Raw genomic sequence first — 22,119 nt, 5'->3', positions numbered from 1 at the left:
CCAAGTCCTGTCTGCCTGCGTCTGCCATCGTCAATTGGTCGCGGACGCCTGCGTCAAAGTTCCCGCACCCGTCAGCACTACGACACATTGTCGTAGACTCGGCTGGCCGCGACGTTTCGTTCGTTTCCGCGGCGGAAGGCCGGTTCGACTATGTCGCGTGTGCAAATACCCGGTGGGACCAGCGTGTGGCCGGGACGCTCGACGCTGTTCGGCACCGCCGCGGGATGCGCTGTGGTGCTGTTCCTGTGCGCTGTGCAGCTGGGTGAACAACGGCTGGCGGCCGCGGGGATCGCAGACCCGGGGACGGCCACCAACGCGGCCCGGCTACTCGGGCACTGGATCGCCACTCTCTCCGGTGCCGTGTGCGCCGGCGCCATCGTCTGGATCGTGACGACCGCGACACCGCGTGACGACGGGCGGATCGACGCGGAATCCTTTCCAGCGCATCTGCTCGTCGAGCGCATGGCAATCGTGTGGGCCGGATGCGCCACTGCCATGGTCGTCGTCTCCGCGTCCGCCGACGCGGGCATCCCCGTCGGCAGGCTCGTCGCCGGACCCGGCCTCGGTAGTGCCGTCGCGGCCTCAGAGGTCGCGCGCGGCTGGTGCGTAGCGGCGATCTGCGCGGTCATTCTGGCGATCGGCATGCGCTTCACGCTCCGGTGGATCGGGCACTGTGTGGCGCTGCTGCCGACCCTGATCGGAGTGATCGCGGTACCGGTCACCGGCAACGCCGGGCAGGGTCCGGACCATGACATCGCCACCAGCGCGGTGATCGTCTTCTCGGTGGCGGTCGCGGTGTGGGCCGGCACGAAGACCGCCTCGGCCGGACTGCGCGACGTCGCGGTTCGGCGACGGGTCCAGATGCTGCAAGTAGCGTGCGGAGCGGTCGCCGTCGTCTACGGCGCACTGCTGGCCACTCTGATGCTGGGCGGGTTGCCGATCCTGGGGTCGACCTACGGGCTGGCCGTCCTCGTCGCCGGCGTACTGCTGGTGCTGGTGTGGATTGGCGACGGCACGTTGCTGCTGACGCGCCGTACCCCGTCGCGACTGGCGAACACCGTGTCCGCGGCCGCGATGATCGTCGTCACCGCCGCGGTGGCCCTCGCCGCGACGAGTGTGCCGCCCCGGTTCACCGTTCACGAGTTCTCCACGTGGGACGTCTTTTTGGGCTACCAGCTCGATGCGCCTCCGAGCCCGCTGACCTTGATCACCGAGTGGCGGTTCGACCCGTTGATCGGGACCGCCGCCATCGTGCTCGCGCTGGGCTATCTCTTCGCCGCGGTGCGATTGCGACGACGGGGCGACCATTGGCCGGTGGGACGCACGATCTCCTGGTCGCTCGGTTGCGCGGCCTTGCTGATCACCACCAGTTCCGGGGTGCGTGCCTACGGATCGGCGATGTTCAGCGTGCACATGGGTGAGCACATGGCGCTGAACATGTTCGTCCCTGTGCTTCTGGTCCTCGGCGCACCGGTGACCCTCGCCCTGCGGGTGCTGCCCGCCGCGCCGAAGGGCGGAGCGCCGGGACCTCGCGAATGGTTGACGTGGTTCGTGCATGCACCGGTGACGCGATTCCTGTCGCACCCGGTGACGGCCTTCGTGTTGTTCGTCGGTTCGCTGTATCTCGTCTACTTCACGCCGCTGTTCGACACCCTGATCCGGTATCACTGGGGCCACGAGTTCATGACGGTGCACTTCCTGCTGACCGGCTACCTGTATTACTGGGGAATCATCGGCATCGACCCGGGGCCGCGCCGGCTGCCCTTCCTGGGGCGGCTCGGGCTGTTGTTCGCCGTGATGCCGTTCCACGCGTTCTTCGGCATCGCCACGATGACGATGACCTCGTCACTGGGCGACAGTTTCTACCGGTCCGTCAATCTGCCCTGGCTGCAGAGCATCTCGGATGACCAGCACCTGGGCGGGGCCATCGCGTGGGGCTCGAGCGAGGTGCCGGTGATCATCGTGGTGGTCGCCCTGGTGGCCCAGTGGGCCCGTCAGGACCGCCGGGCGGGAGCCCGGGAGGACCGCCACAGCGACCGCGGGTATGACGACGAACTGGACGCCTACAACGCGATGCTGCAGGAACTTTCCCGCACCCGACGCTGAGCTGCAGCCGAGTGGACGGGCGAGGCGTTCAGATCATTCAGCGGCGTCGGCACCGCAGGTGCAGTTGGCCCCGCAGTTGCAGTTCTCGCACGTACAGTTCGGGTTGTCGCACTTCGTCGATCCGGCTGTTTCATTGCTGGTCATGCATGTGAGGTTACGCCCGATACCTGCTGATCAGGCCACAACGGAACTAATCCCGACGTGCCGCCGACCAATCAGTGGGGCCATCGAGATCGACACCACCCGGACTATCCGAAAGGCATTTCAGTGACTTCTCAGGAGATGGCGGCGACGGTCGAGACCGAACTGCGGGCCATCGAGCGCCGGGTGTTCGAGGACGTGTGGATCAGCGCGAGGCGCGCCGGTGCGCTGGCGACACTGGCCACCGGTTTGACCGCGGCGGCCGTGGCCGTGCTCGCAACCGGCGAAGTCCCCGCCGGCGCGACTCGCAACGGGCACTGGATATCACTCGTGGCCTTCTCCCTGTTCGCCCTGGCGGCGGTGGCATCGGCTGTCGCCCTGATACGTCGCAGGTTTCGGTGGTGCTGCATGGCCACCTGTGTGTCAGCGGTCGCCACTGTGGCCGGCGCCGGGACGTTCTGGTGGCATCACACCGCACATACCGCCTCATGGGTGCCTGCAGCGCTGGGCACGCTCACCGTTGCGGCGTTGACCGCGGGGTGGCTGGGTGTGTGCCTGGCCCCGCTGGACTCGTCTCAACCGGATATGCGCGCCGCCCGCTCCTGCGATTGAGCATCGCGGAACGTATTCGGTTGGACCGTGCCGTAATTGCGCAGCCGTAGGCTGTTCGACACCACCAGGAACGACGACACGGCCATCGCCGCACCCGCGATCAACGGGTTCAGCAGGCCTGCTGCGGCGATCGGAATCGCCGCGACGTTGTAGCCGAAGGCCCAGATCATGTTGACCCGGATGGTCCGCATCGTCGCGCGGGCCAGACCCAGCGCCTGCGGGACCGAATCGAGGTTGTCGCGAACGAGGATGATGTCGGCCGCGCCAATGGCGACGTCGGTCCCCCGGCCGATGGCAAGGCCCAGGTCGGCGCAGGCCAACGCGGGGCCGTCGTTGATCCCGTCACCGACCATGGCCACCACCCGGCCTTGCTCGCGCAGTTTCTCGATCGCGCCGACCTTGTCCTCGGGCAGCACCTCGGCGACCACGTCGTCGATGCCCACGGCCGCGCCGATCGCGGCGGCCGTCGCCGCGTTGTCACCGGTCAGCAGCATGGTTTTCATGCCCTCGGCGTGCAGTTGTGCGATGGCACCCGCCGCTGACTCCTTGACAGCGTCGGCGATGCAGATGGCCCCGCAGACGGTGTCGCCGTGTGCGACGAACACGACCGTCTGGCCCTGCGACTCGCCGGCTTTGCGGGCCGCCGCGAGGTTGGCCGGCACCACGCGGTCCCGGGTCACCCAGGCGGGCCGTCCGACGACCACGGCGGCACCGTCCACCGACCCGGACACCCCGTGGCCCGCGAACGCCTGAAAGCTCTGCACCTCGGCGATGTCATGACCTGCGCGAGCGGTGACGATCGCATGCGCCACCGGGTGTTCGGATGCCAACTCGACGGCTGCCGCGAATCCGAGAACTTCGTCCTCGGCCCATCCCTCGGCCACCGCGACGGTGATGACCTGAGGCTGCCCGCTGGTCAGGGTGCCGGTCTTGTCGAACACCACGGTGTCGACCGCACGGATCGCCTCCAAGGCCCGGTGGCCCTTGAGGAAGATACCCAGCTGAGCGCCGCGTCCCGAGGCCACCATCATCGCCGTCGGGGTGGCCAGTCCCAGCGCACACGGGCAGGCGATCACCAGGACCGCCAAGGCCGCCGACACCGCCCGGTTGACATCGCCGTCGACCAACAGCCAACCGATCGCGGTGGCCGCAGCGATGACGAGTACACATGGCACGAACACCGAGGCGATACGGTCCGCGAGTCGCTGCGCGTCGGCCTTCTGCGCCTGTGCCTGCTCCACCAGGCGCACCATCCCGGCGAACCGGGTGTCGGGTCCGACCGCGGCGGCCTCGACGACCAACCGGCCGTCGAGGACGACGGTGCCACCCACGACGCTCGAACCTTCGTGTGTCTGTACCGGTTTCGACTCCCCGGTCATCGCGCTGACGTCGACCGCGGCCGCGCCCGACACCACGAGGCCGTCGGCCGCAATGGCCTCACCGGGACGGACGACGAACTTCTGGCCTTCTTTGAGCTCGTCGGCGGGCAACACGAGTTCGCCACCGTCCGACAGCAGCACCGTCACCGATTTGGCGCCGAGCGCCGCCAGCGCCCGCAGCGCTCCCCCGGCGCGCGAACGGGCCCGGGCTTCGAAGTACCGGCCGGCGAGCACGAAAACCGTTACCCCGGCGGCGACCTCGAGGTAGATGGCGTCGCTGCCGAGCAGCGCCTGCCAGACACCCGCCGCGTGGTAGGTCTGATGGTCGAAGAAGATCGTGTACATCGACCACACGGTGGCGGCCGTGACGCCGATGGAGATCAAGGTCTCCATGGTCGAGGTTCCGTGCCGGGCGTTGCGCAGCGCGGTGCGGTGGAATGGCCATGCGGCCCACGTGACGATCGGAGCCGCCAACGCGGTGAGCACCCACTGCCACCCGGTGAACCGCGTATCGGGCACCACGGCAAACATGACCGAGAGATCGGCCAGCGGGATGAACAGCACCGCGGCGATCGCGAGGCGCCGGAGCAGGCTGCGGGCATGGTCGGCATCGGGGTCGACGTCCGTCGTGGCGCGCTCGGCGCGGGGGGCCGCCTGGTAGCCGGCGCGCTCGATGACCGCACACAACTGCTCGACGCCGACGTCGGGGGTGGCCTCCACAGTGGCGACACGTGTGGCGAAGTTCACTGACGCGCGCACCCCGTCGACCTTGTTGAGTTTGTTCTCCACGCGGGCGGCGCAGGCCCCGCACGACATTCCTGTGACGTCGAGCGCAATGCGCTGGGTCACCTCATCGTCGGGGACAGTTGCTGTCGTCACCACTACTCCAATTGCTCACTCACCACGCCGGTGGCCTACGTCACCGACAATCGTCACCGAATATGTAGTCGCTCCGGCCCGATGCCGAGTTCCCGGGAGGCATCGAATAATGTCGAGGACCGTGACTACCGAACGCGGCGAGGACCACGTTACGCGGCTGGCTTTCGCCGCCGGCCGCGGTGATTCGGCAGCGCTCGAGCAATTCATCCGGGCCACCCAGACCGATGTCTGGCGAACCGTCGCCTACCTCGGTGACGCCGGGTCGGCCGACGACCTGACGCAAGAGACGTTCATGCGCGCCATCACCGCGCTGCCCCGGTTCAGCGGCCGGTCGTCTGCGCGCACCTGGCTGCTGTCGATCGCTCGGCGCGTGGTGGTCGACCAGATTCGGCACAAGCAGAGTCGGCCGCGGACCCAGCACGGAGTCGACGTCGAGCAGGTCCTGGAGAGCTACCGCCCGGTCGGTGGCTTCGAGAAGATGGTGGAGATCCGCCTCTTGCTGGACGGCCTTGACCCCGACCGGCGGCACGCGCTCTTGCTGACCCAGGTCCTCGGGTTGTCCTACGCCGAGGCGGCCGAGGTGTGCGGCTGTCCGGTCGGCACGATTCGTTCCCGGGTGGCACGCGCCCGGGAAGATCTGATCGCCGCGGTCGAGCGGGACGATCTGACCGGTTAGCGGTGCCGGCGCTCTGACACTCAGCCGCCCATGTGGCCGGCGGTCACCCAGCGGATGACCCTCGTCACCACCGAATCCTTCGGCTCCGGCCCGGGGACCTCATCCTCGTCGTTGTTGCCGGTCCGTTCCTCGGCGCGGTAACCGGCCTGTTCAACGGCCTCGCACAAGTCGGTGACGGTGATGTCGTGGCGGGCGTCGATGGTCGCGATCTTGGTGGCGATGGCGACCGAGGCGTGCACTCCGTCGATCTTGTTCAGCGTGTTCTCGACCCGGCGCGAGCACGATCCGCAGGACATTCCTGTCACGTCGAGTCGGATCCGTCGGGTTCCCGGTGTCTGGTTGCGGTGTGCGGCTACGTCGGTCACTGCCATCCCTCACTGTCTTGCGGCGTCTGGTTGATAGGTCGTTGGACGAGAGCCACTGGTTCCCGCACCGCGGGCGAGCAGTTCCCGTAGCGACGGCGGTGGCGCCAACAGTTCGCCGACGGATCGGACTCCCAGCGGGAGGGCCGGGTAGGCGGTCAGGTACTGCGCATACGAGCGGCCATCGAGTCTCAGACCCAATCCGATCCAGGCGTCGATCACCGACCAGCGCCGCGGATTGGCCTTCGCCCAATCACTTTCATCCAGCCGGCGTTTCCATTCGTGACTGTCGAGCTCTTGTGAGGCGATCCCGCCGAGCAGTTCGCGGTACGCCACGGCCTGCCCCCGCAGCACTTCGATCCCGCAGCCCAGTTCGTCGGATCCGCCGAGCTCGGGCAATCTGCGCAGAATGCTCGTCGCGGCCGCGCGCCCGATTGTCACTTCCTCGGTCAATTCCACTGCCGGATAGGCCTGTAGCGCGTGGCAGGCGTCGACGATCGAGACCAGGATGTCGGTGGATCCTCGAACCTGCCCGAGTGTGCCCAGGACCCGGGGCAGCCGCACGATCGTGAAGTCCAGCTCTCCGACCGCGCCGGCCACGGCCAGTTCCGCGAGTGCCTTGGTGGCGGCGTACGGGTAGGGCGCCTGACGCGGATCGACCACCTGTGGCGCGGCCACATCCGCATTGACGACGTACGTCGACAAGTGCACCAAACGGGTACCCGAAGCGCTGCAGGCTTGTGCCATCGCGGCCACCAATTCCACGTTGGCCGAACGTAGTTCGCAGTACGGCACCACCACGTTCGTGTTCCCGATGCAGTTGACGACGGTTCGCGCTCCGGTCCGGCGGATCAGCGTCTCCAGCTCTGCCGGACCGAACGCGGGGCTCAACTGCTCGATCCGTACCCCCGGTGTGCGACGCAGTTCCATCCAGGTCCGGTTGTCGGGTGGGACCGACCTCATGGCCAGGATCACCTCGGCGCGCTGCTCACGGCTCAGGCTCAGAATCGCCTCGGCGAATCCGGTGCCGAGAATGCCCGACGCTCCAAGAACCAGGACAGGCCCTGTGCCACGGCCCGGTGGTCGCCGCGGGTTCGACGCCGCGCGGAGGCGCGGCCCCGTGAACGCGGTGAAGTCACGTTCGATCTCGGCGACGGTACCTGCGTCCATCCAGTTGTCGCCGACCGACATGTCGTCGACCAGGTTCGCCGCCGTGTCGGCGCTGATCAGATCGAGAATCGAAACCTGCCTGCCGAGATGCCTGCGCGTATCCGGCAGGATCCGAACGAGATCCAAGGACCCGATGCCCTCCGACAACAGCGAGGTATGAGGGGTGATCAGCCGCTCCAGACGCGCACTCCACAAGCCGGCAAGTCCGGCCGCCGGTTCGTCCGATGGCTCATCGGCCGGCCGGCCCGGCCCGGCTGCCGCGACCGCGCGCAGCCTTGTCGTGTCGGTCTTCCCGTTGGGTTTGCGGGGAATACCGGCGACGCCCGAGACGAAGTATGAGGGCACCCGCGAATCCACCAGGACGCGCCTGATACGTGCTGCCGCAGCGGGGTCCTCGTCACCGCTGCGGGTCCGCTGGGTCTCGAACCACACCCCGAGACCGCCGTTGTGAAGCTCGACGGCGATGTCGAGAACGGACGGGTCCGCCATGATCGTTCTGGTGATCGCGGCCGTGTCGACCCGCTTGCCGGAGATCTTGACGAGCGCATCTCTGCGCCCCGCGAACACCGGATACCCGGCGGCGTCGACGGTCACCCGGTCCCCCGTCGCGTACGCGCGGTGCCGTCGACCGCCGGCGATGGTCACCGATCCGAAACCGGCTCCGTCCACGCCGAGATAGCCATCGGCCACCAGCTCCCCCAGCACAACGACTTCGCCGAATGCGATCACCACCGTGTGCGGAACCAGCGGTCGCCCCAGCCGAAGGCGCGCGCCCGACTCGAGAGCCCGGCCGCCGTCGGTGATCGGCAGGTGCGTCACCACCACCGTGGTCTCCGTCGGCCCGTAGCTCGACACCAGCGAGACGCCCTCGGTGCCTGCGGAGTTGACCCACTTGTCGACGGTGCTCGGTCGGATGGGCTCACCACCGATGACAACCTGGCGCAGCCGGGAGGGACCGACGGTGGCGGTCGTGTCGACGTCCTCACACCACAGGTGCCACAGCGCGGTCGGCAGGTCCACGACGGTCGCGCCGTGTGCCACCAGCTCTGCGGAGAGTGCCTGCAGATCACCCGCTTTCATCGCCGCCGAGCGGATCAGGGTCGCCCCGATCGATGCAGCGCCGAAGACTTCTTCAACGCTGATATCGGAGGTCAGCGGCGCACATTGGAGAATGGTGTCGTCCGCGCACCAACCGTAGGCACGTGTCATCCCGACGCAGAATGTCGCCAGCGAACCATGGCTGACCTGAACGAGTTTGGGCTCCCCGGTCGACCCGGACGTGGGCATGACGTAGGCGGTCCTGGTGGCCAGGCGCGGGTCGTCAACCGTCTGTTCGACGCGCGCATCGATCAGCGCACGACGTTCGGCGGCGCGGGCTCGCGAGTCCGCCGAATCGATGTCGACGATGTGCACGGCGATACCGGCGGCGTGCTCTCGGATCGCCTCGGCCCGCCGTCCCACCTGGTCGCTGCGGTCACAGACGCTGTAGCCACAGCCGGACAGGTGACAGGCGATCATGAGGTCGATCGCCTGGTCGGAGCCGTCGTCGGCGAACACCATCACATCGCCTGGGACCGCCTCGATTTCGAGCAGCCGGGCGATCCACGGGTCGACATGGTCACGCCGCCTGCGACATTCGTCGATCGACTCGCGGCGAGCGAGGAACCACGCGGGAGCACCCGGCTCCTCGGGTACCGGCCGGCGCGAATCCGAACACAACCTCCCGTCGTCGTCGATGCTGTGCCACGCATCGACCGTCGCAGCAATGGGCAGGTCCCACATCGCGGTCATCGATGTCAGTGCCGACGCGACCCGGCCGGCAACCTCGCCCGCGGTGCGCCTTGGTTGCTCGTGCCTGTCCCAGATGTTGAGGGTCAGCGTGCGCCGTTGCTCGTCGAGGACAGCTGCCACGGTCAGGCCCTCGACCGGGCCGATGTGCGTCGTCACCGGCGGACCAACCAAGAACGGCACCAGTGCGGGCGCACAGGGCTCACGCAGAAAATTGAGCGTCAGTGTCTCGACGGAGGTCGTTCGATTGATCGCCAGATAGATTCGGCGGTAATGCTCTTCGCGCAGCCAGCGGCGGCGGCCGGCCTTGACGTATCCCTGGTCCACAGCGCGCACCACCTCCGCCACCGATGCGTGCGGCGGGAATCGAACCGGCTGCGCGATCGAGTTGACCAGGCACGTGGCAACATCGAGCTCAGGGTCACCGAAGCGGTTGTCCAACGCGTGCACCAGGAGGGTCTCGGTGCTCTCGCGGAGGCCCGCGTGCACGGCCGTCGCCGCCGCCGCAACCATCACGTTGAGCGGGACGCACTCCCGGTCGGCCAAGGCGAGAACGTCGTCGTAGTCCTGCGCCCCGATCACGACGGACTCGACGAGGACTCCTCTGGCCGCGGATACGGGGCCGTCGGCGGCATGTCCATGGCCGCCCTGTTCGGCGGCCGCGGTGAGCTCACGCTGTACGACGGCGGTGAGCCGCTGCACCGCCTCGTCGATCCGGGCAGCCTCTCGGCGGTGTGCGGAGGCCACGCGGGTCAGTCCGTCACGGACACAGGCGTTGTCGGGCAGTCTCCCGCCGGCGAGAAAGCGACCCAGATGAGCTTCGACGACGCCGATCGCACCCCCGTCGAGCAGGACGTGATGGGCATGGGCGTCGAGGCCGTGCACCAGGCCGCGGCCGTCGACGCGCACGGTGTAGCGCGCCAACGGCTTCTGGAGAATTCCCGCGCGCCATTCATGTGCCAGCTCTGTGTCTTCGTCGGCGCCGCACACCCGCACGATGTCGTCGACTCCCAGCCTGGGCACGAGATCCGGATAGCCGCCGGCATCGGACGGCGCCACCAGGATGCACAACTGCACGGGGTTGGCGAGGATCGTCGCGTACAGGGCGCTCAAGAACTCCGTCTGTGGAATCGGCTGGAACCGGTATCGCCTGCCGATCAGGTACAGGCCGTGGTCATCGTCGTGGACCGCTCCGCGGTAGATGTTCTGTTGTGAGCGACTCAGCGGAACCCGGTGCGCATCAGAGTTTTCAGGCAGGCTCACCCGACTGCCCCAACTCCCGGACCCAGCCTGCGATCGACAGGTTGTCCGCCAGTCGCCGCGGCACGTCCGATTCCCGATCGATGCCCAGGTGCTTCATCAACAGCACCAACCGAACCGAGTCCAGACCGAGGTCCCTGAGGTCGGTTTCATCTCCGTCGACGAGATCCGTCTCGTCGACGTACAGCACCTCCGAGAGCGCCCTGAGGATACTGCTTCTCAGCGTCTCAGCCATCGGCCACCGCGCCCAGTGCCGCCCGCACGATCTTGCCGGACCGGGTTCGTGGAATGTCAGGCACGAACCGGATCGTCGAAGGCCTGGCCATGGGCTCCGATTCCTGCCGGAAACGCGCGGCGATGGTGTGTTTGAGCCTCCTGGCGTCTGATTCATCCAGAACAGCCGAGGTCACCACGGCGAGCCCGACCAGCGCCCCGAACTCCTCGTCGGGAATTTCGTAGCAGGCCGCCTCGCGGACGCCGGCCACTCCCTCGGCGATACGGTCCACCTCGTCCGGCGCGACGTTGACGCCGCCGGAGATGATCATCTCCGACGACCTGCCCCTGATGTAGAAGAAGCCGTCCTCGTGCCGGTCCAGCACGTCGCCGGTGTTCACCCATCCGTCGACCAGGGTTTCGGCAGTCCGCTCGGGGTTCTCCCAGTAGCCCAGCATGTTCGCCGGCGACTTGATCCACAGCGTGCCCGAGGTGGCAGAATCTGCGCCGGAACGCGTGGGCGGGCCGGCGCCGTCACCATCGAGGTGGACTTCGACGCCGGGATAGGGCCGCCCGACAGCGCCCGCTTCGATCCTGGCGATCGACCCCTCATCGGTGGGTAGACACAGTGCGGTGCAACCTGTTTCGCTGAGCCCGTAGACCTGCGCGGTCCGGACACCGGCGGCTTCCACGAAGCCGACATCAGAGGCGATGGCGCGCGATCCGCCGTATCCGACCATCCGTAGCGACGGCGGGACCGGCGCCCCGGTGGACCGCAGCTCGGCCACCAGCCGGCTCAACAGGGTGGGAACCAGGCAGGTCGTCGCGACAGCGTTCCGAGCGAGAATCTCCCCGATCGACAACCCGTTCTCGCCGCCGGTGATACACAGTCCGCCCTGCATCAGACAGTTCAGGATCCACCACAGTCCACCGATGTGGGTCGCGGGCAACGGTGAGTACGTGGTTTCGCCGACAACCCAGTCGACCCAGGTCAAGTGCTCGCGCTGCAGAATGTCCGCGACGGAGTAGAACGTCCGATTCGGCAGCAGCACTGCTTTCGGTGCACCCGTCGTTCCGCTGGTGAAGATCATCGCCAGTGGATGATCGGCTCCCCCGGCGGGGATGCCGGGCAATGTTTCCGGGACCCGATCAGCTTCACGGCCGTTCGGTCCACCGCCGACACTGACATGCAGAGCAGGGATCGACCGGAGCGAACCCGGGAGTTCGGCGGTGTGCATCCGGCAGCCGGGCGCGATCAGAATCGCGCCGGGAGTGGTGATCTCGCCGAACCGGTCCATGGTTGCCGTGGGGAGGGCGCCGTCCACCATGACTGCGATGGCACCGACTCTCGCGCAGGCCAACACCGCCAGATACGTCTCGGGACCGTTGTCCGAGAGGACGAACACCCGGTCTCCCGGCGCGACCTCCTTGGAGACCAGATCGGCTGCCAACCAGTCCACTTCGGCCATGAGGTCTCCGTAGGGGAGCACGCTGGTTCCGTCGCACCGACGAAGAGCGATCGTCTCGGGTTGCTGTCGTGCCCGCTCGCTGATGCGTGCCAGCACCGTGGCTGGTGGGTGTGTCATAGCCATGTTGCTCTCGTGCCGGTGTCAGGGGATGTTGAGGGCGGCCAGTTCGACGTCGCCGGACGCGGACCCGCCGTCCTCGTCCCAGAATTCGACGGTGCACGGAATCTTGAGGTAGCGAATCGTGCGATCCACCACTTCGAAGTCCTTGCACTGCAGCCGTGCCGAGAACTTCCGGGATTTGATCGGACGTCTGAAGCGAGATGCCGTGGTCTTGATCAACATGCTGGGCAGTTGATAGTTGAAGTAGTCTTCGATCGACCAGCCCCGGAATTCCGGGATCTGCTCGTTGAGAATTGCCGGTGCGAACGCGCTGTATGCGAGTTGGTTGAAGCACAGCACCCATTCGGCGGCGTTGAAGTGGCCGGTGTCGCGAATGTACGCGGGCTCTTTGATGCTGAAGTTCCCGACGGCGAACACGGAGGTCTCGTTGGCTTCATACTCGGCGTCGAGCAGATAGCGACACCCCTTGTAGGAGTATGGTTCCAGGACCTTGGCCAGTAGGTCTTCGGGGATCGGCGCCAGATGGGAAGTGCCATACGCGCCCGTCGTCACCGACAGTGTCTCAGCGGTGCTCATACTCATACCCCGTATCCCGGTGTCTTGAGGCCGTCCAGCATGGTCAGCCGATGAGTCGTCAAAGTTCCTGATGCGGTTCCGTGTTTCGCACGGTGCATCAGAACCCGGTTGTCCCACAACACGACATCGCCGACCTCATAGTGCTGGGTGTGGATGAACGGCGAGGTGAAGTCCTGGTCTAGTTGACCGGTGGCCGCCATGAGTTCCTGCAGCACACCAGCCGGAAGGACATTTCCGTCCCCGTCCTCGATCTTCGTGGTACCCGACGCGCAGATATAGAGGATTTCTTGCCCGGTCTTCGGATGCCTGATGACCGTCGGCCAGGTGATCGGCGGGGTGGTCGTGGAGATCTCATCCCAGACCTCGCCGATCGGCTTGTAGACATCGTGTGGGCGAATCTTGATGTGGCGCCGGGGATCATGGGTGGCGAACGTGCCCCGGACCGTGTCGCGCACCCGGTCCGGGAGGGACTCCCATACTTTGTTGAGATCGATGAAGTACGTCCCGCGGTCACTGCCCGGCACTGCCAGCGGCAGCACCATCGAGAATGCGAACGGCTCGGGCATGAACATGTAGTCGATATGCCAGAACGCACCGGTCTTCGGGACGCCCTGCCCTTCCTCAGTGGAGGAGACGAAGATCTCGGGATGATCCTTGTGGTGGTAGATCGGTTCGTAGTACGTGACGACGTCGCCGACGATGCGGCCCAACTCGAGGAACTCCTCCGGAGTCGGATGGAGATCCTTCAGGATGACCAGCTTGTGCTGGTAGACGAGCTCACGGAGCTCGTCTCGTGTGATGTCGTCGAGATTCTTTGGGTCGATGCCCGTGACTTGCGCCCCGAGCCCCTCCCCTTTCACGTTCAGCGTCAACTCAACTCCTCGTTCGGCACCGCGCAGCGCCGGTGGTGCGGCTGTCAGATTGGTCGAACCAAATCGATTGAAAGTTCCCGCTATTCGCGGATCTGGTTCGGATCACTCCGCCAGGTGGCGGGAAGCATCGGGATCGACTCCGCGGCGCCGCCGGATGACCGCTGGACCAGTCCGGCGGCGGCTGCATTGGTGGCCACGGGTGTCGCACCGGTGAAACCGAGGGCGGCCGTACCCACGTCACTGGCGGACGGCGCGTCCCGGCCGGCGGCCGGGTCGTCGATGGCGGCATCCGCGGTCTCGGACAGAAACTCGTGGCGATAGCTGCGGGCCCGATCTCGTTTCCGGCCGATCTGTTTCCGACGCGTGCCGGTGGCGGCAGCCGTTCGGGCCGCGGCGACGGTGGCGAGGATATCTGCCATTCCGTCAGGGGATTTCGCACCGGACTTCGGCCCCGATGGCACTGCGGGCGGGTCCGGGCCGGCTACGGCATAGCCGGCGAACGTCGATGCTGCCGGGCCGGTGCCGCTGGTAGTGGTGGCGGGCGCGCCGGAGCCCGAGCCGCCCGCCTGAGGAACGGCGGTGGACACTCCGGACGGGCTCAACGCCGAGCCGGCGCCGATGGTCGCCGCCGTACGATGGGCGCCGCTGCCGGCCTCAGCGGCAACCGGTGATCCACCTGGCGCCGGTAGGTCGTTCTGCAGGAGCGCGAGCGCGCCCAGGGCGCTCAGCGCGCTGAGCGCGGGGGCGAGAAATGGCAGCAGCAGAAGCGAATACGACGCGTAGTAGGGATACCAGAGCATGTCGTAGAGGACGAGAGCGATGACCGCGAGCACCGCGGCCTCCACGGGGTTGAATCCCAGTTGCCCGAAGAACTGCTGAAACGTCTCGAGGAGTTGCTGGGGATTGCCCGCACCCGAGATGAGCTCGGAGATCAGCCGCCAGATGTCACCGGGCGGCTGGGTGTCCGACGCTGAGCCCGACGTGTTCTGCTGACCGCTTCGCGCCTCACCTCCTGGCGCAAGGATCGGCGGGGCAGGCTGGGGCGACGGCACTGCTGCCGTTGCGCTCTCCGCAACCCCCTGGTACGTCGTCATCACCTCGGCTGCCTGCAGCCACATCCGCACGTAATCGGCCTCGTTGACGGCAATCGGGATGGTGTTGACGCCGAAGAAGTTGGTGGCCAGCAGCATGCCGTGAGTGACGTGGTTGGCGGCGAGCTCGGCCAGACTGGGCATGGCCGCCAGGGCGCCGGCGTAGGCGGCTGCGACCGTCTCGTGCTGCACCGCGGTGACGGCGCTGTCGGCCGAGGCCTGCTCCAGCCATGCCAGGTAGGGGCCATGAGCAGCCACATACTGTGCGGCGCTGGGGCCTTCCCAGCTGCCGGCCTGCACCTCGGCCAGCAGTTGTGTGAGTTCGACTGCTACCGCGCTGTATTGAGTGCTCAGCGCATGCCACTGCCCGGCTGCGGCCACCAGGGACCCGGGACCGGGACCCGTACTCAACGCGGCAGAATGCACCTCTGGGGGCACCGCCAGCCACATCGGGGCAGTCACGCATCACCTCCTCGCACGGACGTCGACCGGTCCTGTCTTTCAGCTAGTCGCTCACCGTCACCAGAAAGTTCCCGCAATGTGGGGATTGATGTGCCCACCGGGGCAACGACTCTCGCGAGTGACCCGCCCGGGTACGGTCGAGCCATGCCAGTGATCGACGCACGTCATCTGACCGCGGTATCGGAAACCGCGCTCCTGACTCTGCACCAGAGGGCGACCGAGGCGGCCAGGCCTGACGGCATCATCGTGGACCCGCTGGCGATCACCCTGCGCGACGGTCTGGGGTACGACTATCACCATTTCGGCCGGACCCACCAGGCGACCGCGCTTCGGGCCCTGGCGTTCGACGATGCCTCTCGCCGGTACCTCAAGACGCACCCCCGCGCCAGCGTGGTCGCCCTGGCCGAGGGGCTCCAGACCAGCTTCTGGCGCCTCGACAATGGTGGAATGAACTGGCTTTCAGTGGATCTGGAGCCCATCGTGCGGCTGCGCGAGCAGTTGCTCCCGGCTTCGGACCGGCTGCGCTACCTGGCCCAGTCGGCACTGGACCACTCGTGGATGGATCACGTCGACTCCACCAACGGTGTGCTCATCACGGCCGAGGGATTGTTCCAGTACCTGGAGCACGACGCGGTGTTCGATCTCATCGCCGCCTGCGCCGCCAGATTCCCCGGCGGGCAGCTGATCTTCGACAGCGTCCCGCGATTTCTCAGCTGGTACTCCCGGCGACGCGGCATCAAGCTCAGCAAGCAGTACACCGCACCACCGATGCCGTTCTGGTTCACCGCGGACCGGTACCACGAGTTACGTTCCATACCAGGAGTTCTCGCAGTGCGTGAGCTTGAGATGCCGGCCGGTCGCGGCAAGGTCGTGTCGCGGGCCGCGGCGCTCGTCTACCGGTCCCGGTCACTCGAGCGCTTCCGGGCACCGACGAACATCATCGAGTTCGGATGATGCTCGGGAGAGTCGAAGCCGCACGAGCGTAGGCCTTGTGCACCAGGATCGGCCCGGTCGCGTGCACAAGACCCACACTCGGCAGGCCGGGTTATCCGGCGCGAACTTCGACGGCGGCCCTGACCAGATGCTTGAGCGACTCGGTCACCTCATCCGTGGTACGAGTTTTCAGACCACAGTCTGGATTTACCCACAGTCGTTCGGCGGGGATCGCTTTGAGCGCCTCGCGCAGAGACGTGACGATCTCGTCCACCCCGGGCACCCGCGGCGAGTGGATGTCGTACACACCCGGACCGACACTGTTGGAGAAGCCGACGGCGTTGAGATCGCCGAGCACCTCCATGTGTGATCGAGCCGCCTCGATGGACGTCACGTCGGCATCCAGGTCGGCGATCGCCCCGATCACCTCACCGAACTCCGAGTAGCACAGGTGAGTGTGGATCTGCGTTTCATCGGCGACGCCGGAGGTGGACAGCCGGAACGCATCGACCGCCCACCGCAGGTAGGCCTCCTTGTCCCCGGCACGCAACGGCAGCAGCTCACGCAAGGCCGGCTCGTCGACCTGGATGATGGCGATCCCGGCCGACTGCAGGTCCACCGTCTCGTCACGGATGGCGAGGGCGACCTGAAAAGCCGTGTCCGCCAGCGGCTGATCGTCACGGACGAACGACCAGGCCAGGATCGTGACCGGACCGGTGAGCATGCCCTTGACCGGCTTGTCGGTGAGCGACTGAGCGTAGGTGATCCACTCGACGGTCATGGACTCCGGCCGGGCCACGTCCCCGTAGAGGATCGGCGGGCGCACGCACCGGCTCCCGTAGGACTGCACCCAGCCGTTCTGGGTCGCGAAGAATCCATCGAGCTGCTCGGCAAAGTACTGCACCATGTCGTTGCGCTCGGGCTCACCGTGCACCAGCACGTCGAGTCCCAGGTCCTCCTGCAGCTTGATGACATCAGCGATCTCGGACTTCATCCGACGCTGATACTCGGCGGCATCGATCTTGCCGGAGCGCAGATCTGCACGAGCAACCCGAATCGCCGAGGTCTGCGGGTAGGACCCGATCGTGGTGGTGGGCAACGCCGGAAGGTTGAGCCGGTCCTGCTGAGCGATGCGGCGCTGATCGGCCGGTCCACGCGTTGCGCCGGAGGCTACGAGCGTCGATATCCGTGCCCGGACCGCGCCGTTGTTGAGCCGCGGATCGGACCTGCGCGTTGACAGGGCGGCGTCGGATGCCGCGATCTCATCCGCGATCGCGTCCCGTCCCTGCCCGAGACCTCGCGCCAGGGCTACCACCTCGTCGACCTTCTCGGCCCCGAAGGCCAGCCAGCTACGCAGCGCCGCATCGATATTCGGTTCGGCCTCCAGTGAGTACGGCACATGCAGCGTCGAGCACGACGTAGAAACCGCGATCGCGGCCGCCGATTCCCGCAACATCGCCAACGTGCCAAGCGCCTGTTCCAGGTCGGTGCGCCAGATATTGCGGCCGTCCACCACCCCGGCCACCAGAAGCTTGTCGTTGAGCCCGGGCAGCGCCGCCAGGGCAGCGGCAGAACCGGACACCAGGTCGACACCGATCGCCTCGACCGGCGTTCGGGCCAGGGCCGGCAGCGCGTCGGTGAGTTCACCGAAGTACGTCGCCAGGAAGATCGCGGGCCGGTTGTTCACGCCACCGAGCCGGGCATAGACCCGCTCCGCGAGTTCGGCCGCATTGTCGACGATATCGGTGACCAGCACCGGTTCATCGATCTGGACCCATCCGACTCCCTGATCCGCCAGAGCCCCCAGCAGTTCGGCGTACACATCGACGAGTTCGTCCAGCCGAGAGAGCGGCTGGACCGCACCGTCTACAGCCTTTGACAGTGCCAGGAAGGTAATGGGTCCGATGATCACCGGACGCGCTGGAATTCCCTGTGCACGTGCTTCTTTCAGTTCGCGCCGCACCTTGGTGGGGTCGAGGGCAAAGGCGGTGTCCCGTCCGAGCTCCGGCACGAGGTAGTGGTAGTTGGTGTCGAACCACTTCGTCATCTCGAGCGGCGCGACTTCGTCGTTCCCGCGGGCGGCAGCGAAATACCGGTCGAGATCATCGGCGATCCCACGGACCCGGGCCGGCATGGCTCCGACCAGAACTGCGGTGTCGAGTATCTGGTCGTAGTAGGAGAACGTGTTGACCGGTACCGAGTCCACGCCGGCCGCGACGAGCGACTCCCAGGTGTCGCGGCGCAATGTCGCGGCGAGAGACTCCAGTTCGTCGCGATCGATGCGGCCGGCCCAGTACTTCTCGACGGCGCGTTTGAGTTCGCGGTTGGGTCCGATTCGGGGCAACCCGAGGACGGTGGCGGTGAATGGTGCTGCTGCGGTTGTGCTCATGACGACGTCCTTCAACGTGCGACGGGGATGGCCACCGCCAGGAGACATCGAACCGAACACAGCCACCCGCCACGAGCGAACCGTCTTCGGCCACTGCCCATTCCGCGAGGCGATGAACCACCGGGCGCGGCGCGCCCGGTACGGCTGGCAGGTCTTCGGACTCACAGGCACGCACGGAAACCGTGCTCCTACTGACCGTCGCTTCCCAGCCGCAGATCCCTGCGTGCCAGTGCTGATGACGGTGGTCGTTCCTGCATACCGCTGCGGGACAGTCCCGGATTCTCACCGGGTTCCCTCTCACGTCGCATCGAAATCAGCATGCGGCGTTCGATGTCGGCACCGCAAACACCCCGGTGCCGGCAAACCAGCTGCGTGCCCCAGACTACCCGCTGCCCGATGGCGGACACCGTCAGCGAGGCATCGCCGCCTTGATCTGGTCCACCACGTCGGCGGCCTGGGTCACCGATGAACCGGCCGGCTTACACGCCTGGATGTCCATGACGAGATTGGCGGCCACGGCCAGCGCGCGCTGACAGGCGCGGGTCTGATCCCCGTTCACACGGGTGAAGGGCAAGGTGAGCTCTGAGTCCGTCGTGGTCAGATCGCCGCTCCTCCACCTGGGCAGCGGTTCCCCGTTCAGGGTGATGTTCACGTTGTGGTTGGTGCACTTGGCCCAGCGTTCGGCCGATTGGTTCAGGAAGTCGGTGGCCTCCTGCGACGACGGGAAGATCACCACCGACTGCACCAACAGGTTGTCCCAGTTGTCGTTGTCCGGAGCGCGCAGCAGCACCTGACGCATGGCGGTCCAGCGATCCCCGTAGATCGCGGACTCGTTCACCTGCCAGGCGCCGAGGCAGTTGAGATTGGGCAACAGGTTGCGATGATCGTTCATCTCGGTGACCGGCTTGTGCGCCACCATTCCTGCGGCCCCCATCACGGTGTCGACCTGGTCGGTGGTGAGCAGCAATCCCTCGAGGGCCGACTTGGGCACCTCCTTCGGTGGGCCCTGGGCCTTGTCGCCGTTGCCGGCACAACCGGTTGCCAACAGGGCGAGCATGAGCAACGAAATCGCAAGCCGGATCACGGCATTCCTTTACAGACGGCACGGCTCACCGCGCACATGGTGGTTGAGCTCGCCGTCAGGCGTGGGTCCCCGCAGCGGCACAGGCCATCTGAGCATTGGTCGCATCGTTGTTGAGCTGGGTAGCCGTGTCGTTGAGAGACTGACCACCGGTCCGCAAGCCCATCTTCAGGAGCAGCTTGGTGGCTCCGAACGACCAAGAGCGCATCGGGTTGGCGATATCGGGCGAGAGTCCGGGGGTACCGGCCGCGCTCATCGCCGACGCGGCGGCTTCCCGCAGCGCCGTGCGGCCGCTGGTGTTCGTCGTGCTGATCGTCGGATCGCCGTAATCGGGCCGCTCCACCCCTTCGATGGAATCCGCGAAGTCGCCGTAGAACGTCGACGCAGAGTCGAGCGCGTTGGCGAACGTCGAGCAGGCCGTAACCGCAGGCACGCCAGGGTCATCCGTGCTGGCAACCGGAACCGGTGCCGGCCCCACAGCGGGGGCTCCGGCCGTCACCGGCGGCAACTCGGGCACCGCGGGCGCCACCGGACCCGGGGCACCGGCCTCATCGCCCGGTTCGGCGATGGCGGTGGGCATGGCAGCGAAACCGATGCCGAAGGCAATGAGTAGCGACACGAACCCTCGCTCGTATACCTGAGTCGACTTCAACGATTCCTCCGTCAGTCGGTAGCAGTTAGGCGCCAGGCGCCACGTTCGACGGCCGCGCCTGCTCGACGCATCCGCCTTACCCCCCGGATCACCACACGGTCGAGGGTTCACATGTCCAAAAGGTGAACAACCGACCAACCCGTTCCCTCCACGCGTCGTCCATTGCGTGCCGGGTGTCGCTCCCGATACCTCATATATGTATTGCGCTGCGGCGCATGCCGTTTCCCAGCGACCTCACAGGTTCGGGGATGCCAGCTGGACGGGAAGGTGGCGGCAACTGTTGGGTCGTTGTTCACCGAATCGAAACGCAACCGGTTAATGATTCGTCGCGACAGATTCCTTGGACCCGTTGGGTTCTGACGACCACGGCGCGTCGCGGAACGACAGGGCCCGAACCACGAGAGGCGCTAGTTCACGCATGTTGAGTCGTTTTGCCCCGCTGGCTGCAGTCTGCATGTTGGCCCCTGTAGCGATTGCGCCCCTTGCCCTCGCGGATCCCCCGCCGCCGCCGGACCCCGCCGCCCCCGCAGCGGCCGCCGCGCCGGCTCCGCCCCCACCGGACACCGGCGCGGTGCCGTCCTCACCCCCGGGAGTGCTGGACACCCCCGACGGCTGGCACGTGACGGTGGCCGGCTCCAACGAGACCCTGCTGCCGGTGGCCCCGCTGACCACCGCCATCTCGTCGCGCGAATACCTTGTCGGCGGCACGTTCACCGGAAAGGTCTCCGGCGGCGGCAAGACCAAGCTCACCGGCGGCACGCTGGAGGCCGGCGCCCAGATCGGCTGCGGCATCATCAGCGACGAGACGGAGATCAACCCGGGTGCCAGCTTCACCCCGGGTATCAAGATTCCGTTCACCGGTTCCGCGGGCGACGCCAGCCTCGGTACCGGAATCAGCTTGCAGGGCAAGGTGTACCTGAAGCCGGGCACGGTCACCATCGTCCCGATCGACAAGAAGTCGTTCAAGGGCACCGGTACCCGCGTGACCATCACGGGCGTCCGTATCAAGTTCGATCAGTGCGCCGGTCAGTCGTTCATCCGCACCTACGCGACCCTGACCAGCTCCACCGACAACACCGATGACGTCATCACCTACCTCGGCGTCACCAAGGCCGTCTGACCCGGCCCGGATACGACACATGACTCGCCCAGATCCCTCGGATTCGAACCCCACGAGAGGCACAAGTTCCCGCATGTTGAATCGATTCGCCACCCTGGCTGCCGTCTGCCTGCTGGCCCCGGTTGCGTTGGCGCCCCTCGCGTCGGCCGACCCCCCGCCGCCACCGCCCGGAGACCCGGCCGTGGATGCCGGCCCGCCCCCGGACAACGGGCTCGTCGCCTCCGCCGAGCCGGGTGTCGTCAAGACCCCGGACGGCTGGACGCTCACCGTCTCCGCGAAGGACGAGAGCCAGCTGCCCGTCGCACCACTGACCACCGCCGCGTCGTCGCGTGAGTACCTGGTGGGCGCCACCTTCACCGGCACCGTCACCGGAGGCGGGTCCACCTCGCTGACCGGCGGCACGCTGGACACCGGCTACCAGATCGGCTGCGGCATCGAACTCGGACAGGTCCGCCTCATCGGGTCGATCGGTCTGAGCACCTCGGGCTCCACCTTGGCCGGCATCATCCCCACCGGTGTCAGCATGCCGATCTCGGGCACCATCGAGATCCACGCCAAGCCCGGCACCGTCACCAACGTCTCGGTGAACAAGAAGTCGTTCAAGGCCGCGCCGGTGCGCGTCACCGTGAAGGACGTTCACATCAAGATCGACGGCTGCGTCGGCCAGTCCTTCCTGCGGTCGTACGCGACCCTGACCAGCTCCACCACCGACACCGACGATGTGGTGGCCTACTACGGCGTCACCAAGGCAGTCTGACGGTCTGGATG

17 protein-coding genes and 1 riboswitch are annotated in these 22,119 nt (G+C 66.8%); of the genes, 6 read left to right on the top strand and 11 right to left on the bottom strand.

The window, feature by feature from the left end; translation table 11 throughout:
* Positions 1-150: 150 nt before the first annotated feature.
* Positions 151-2,106 (top strand): cytochrome c oxidase assembly protein, encoded by a 1,956-nt coding sequence (locus G6N57_RS16305; RefSeq protein ID WP_077741444.1) that lies wholly within the window; start codon positions 151-153, stop codon positions 2,104-2,106.
* Between the two features lie 267 nt (positions 2,107-2,373).
* A complete protein-coding gene (locus G6N57_RS16300) occupies positions 2,374-2,859 on the top strand; it encodes a hypothetical protein (protein ID WP_077741446.1) in 486 nt (161 codons plus the stop codon).
* Here the strand turns inward: G6N57_RS16300 and G6N57_RS16295 are convergent.
* Entirely contained in the window at positions 2,823-5,117 is a 2,295-nt protein-coding gene (locus G6N57_RS16295) for a heavy metal translocating P-type ATPase (protein WP_097926439.1), read from the bottom strand. The genes G6N57_RS16300 and G6N57_RS16295 overlap by 37 nt on opposite strands.
* A 109-nt stretch (positions 5,118-5,226) precedes the next feature.
* Between G6N57_RS16295 and sigC the strand changes: the two genes are divergently transcribed.
* On the top strand, positions 5,227-5,793 hold the full coding sequence (gene sigC, locus G6N57_RS16290) for an RNA polymerase sigma factor SigC (protein WP_077741448.1): 567 nt from the start codon (positions 5,227-5,229) through the stop codon (positions 5,791-5,793).
* Positions 5,794-5,813: 20 nt separating this feature from the next.
* Here sigC and G6N57_RS16285 read toward each other — a convergent pair whose 3' ends face one another.
* The 7 genes from G6N57_RS16285 to G6N57_RS16255 all read right to left on the bottom strand — a co-directional run bounded on the left by G6N57_RS16285 (position 5,814) and on the right by G6N57_RS16255 (position 15,158).
* Positions 5,814-6,164 carry a cation transporter gene (locus tag G6N57_RS16285; RefSeq protein ID WP_234815847.1) on the bottom strand — a complete coding sequence of 117 codons (351 nt, stop codon included), beginning with the start codon at positions 6,162-6,164 and terminating at the stop codon, positions 5,814-5,816.
* Between the two features lie 3 nt (positions 6,165-6,167).
* On the bottom strand, positions 6,168-10,376 hold the full coding sequence (locus G6N57_RS16280; RefSeq protein ID WP_077741449.1) for an AMP-binding protein: 4,209 nt from the start codon (positions 10,374-10,376) through the stop codon (positions 6,168-6,170).
* Positions 10,363-10,608 (bottom strand): acyl carrier protein MmaB, encoded by a 246-nt coding sequence (locus G6N57_RS16275; protein ID WP_077741450.1) that lies wholly within the window; start codon positions 10,606-10,608, stop codon positions 10,363-10,365. The genes G6N57_RS16280 and G6N57_RS16275 overlap by 14 nt, the downstream gene beginning before the upstream one ends.
* Entirely contained in the window at positions 10,601-12,172 is a 1,572-nt protein-coding gene (fadD10, locus tag G6N57_RS16270; protein WP_077741451.1) for a fatty acid--CoA ligase FadD10, read from the bottom strand. The genes G6N57_RS16275 and fadD10 overlap by 8 nt, the downstream gene beginning before the upstream one ends.
* Before the next feature lie 24 nt (positions 12,173-12,196).
* Positions 12,197-12,751: an FcoT family thioesterase gene (locus G6N57_RS16265; RefSeq protein ID WP_077741452.1), complete on the bottom strand. Its 555-nt coding sequence runs from the start codon at positions 12,749-12,751 to the stop codon at positions 12,197-12,199.
* 2 nt (positions 12,752-12,753) lie between these two features.
* Positions 12,754-13,623: a (3R)-3-[(carboxymethyl)amino]fatty acid oxygenase/decarboxylase gene (scoE, locus tag G6N57_RS16260; RefSeq protein WP_077741453.1), complete on the bottom strand. Its 870-nt coding sequence runs from the start codon at positions 13,621-13,623 to the stop codon at positions 12,754-12,756.
* 80 nt (positions 13,624-13,703) lie between these two features.
* Positions 13,704-15,158, bottom strand: coding sequence for a PPE family protein (locus G6N57_RS16255; RefSeq protein WP_077742050.1), 1,455 nt, complete (start codon positions 15,156-15,158; stop codon positions 13,704-13,706).
* A 162-nt stretch (positions 15,159-15,320) separates the two neighbouring features.
* Between G6N57_RS16255 and G6N57_RS16250 the strand changes: the two genes are divergently transcribed.
* Positions 15,321-16,130 (top strand): class I SAM-dependent methyltransferase, encoded by an 810-nt coding sequence (locus G6N57_RS16250; RefSeq protein WP_077741454.1) that lies wholly within the window; start codon positions 15,321-15,323, stop codon positions 16,128-16,130.
* A 91-nt stretch (positions 16,131-16,221) separates the two neighbouring features.
* Here G6N57_RS16250 and metE read toward each other — a convergent pair whose 3' ends face one another.
* The 3 genes from metE to G6N57_RS16235 all read right to left on the bottom strand — a co-directional run bounded on the left by metE (position 16,222) and on the right by G6N57_RS16235 (position 20,159).
* On the bottom strand, positions 16,222-18,498 hold the full coding sequence (metE, locus tag G6N57_RS16245) for a 5-methyltetrahydropteroyltriglutamate--homocysteine S-methyltransferase (protein ID WP_097926441.1): 2,277 nt from the start codon (positions 18,496-18,498) through the stop codon (positions 16,222-16,224).
* 129 nt (positions 18,499-18,627) lie between these two features.
* Positions 18,628-18,830: riboswitch (cobalamin riboswitch) on the bottom strand.
* A gap of 77 nt (positions 18,831-18,907) precedes the next feature.
* Entirely contained in the window at positions 18,908-19,582 is a 675-nt protein-coding gene (locus G6N57_RS16240; RefSeq protein ID WP_077741455.1) for a sensor domain-containing protein, read from the bottom strand.
* A gap of 55 nt (positions 19,583-19,637) precedes the next feature.
* On the bottom strand, positions 19,638-20,159 hold the full coding sequence (locus G6N57_RS16235) for an Rv2240c family protein (RefSeq protein WP_165777803.1): 522 nt from the start codon (positions 20,157-20,159) through the stop codon (positions 19,638-19,640).
* 490 nt (positions 20,160-20,649) lie between these two features.
* Between G6N57_RS16235 and G6N57_RS16230 the strand changes: the two genes are divergently transcribed.
* Entirely contained in the window at positions 20,650-21,351 is a 702-nt protein-coding gene (locus G6N57_RS16230) for an MspA family porin (protein ID WP_163646640.1), read from the top strand.
* A gap of 73 nt (positions 21,352-21,424) precedes the next feature.
* Positions 21,425-22,108, top strand: coding sequence for an MspA family porin (locus G6N57_RS16225; RefSeq protein ID WP_077744005.1), 684 nt, complete (start codon positions 21,425-21,427; stop codon positions 22,106-22,108).
* Positions 22,109-22,119 lie beyond the last annotated feature (11 nt).

This window comes from Mycolicibacterium boenickei (assembly GCF_010731295.1).
GTDB classification, from domain to species: domain Bacteria; phylum Actinomycetota; class Actinomycetes; order Mycobacteriales; family Mycobacteriaceae; genus Mycobacterium; species Mycobacterium boenickei.
The sequence above is the reverse complement of the archived record's forward strand: the minus strand, read 5'-3'. Positions and strand labels throughout refer to the sequence as shown.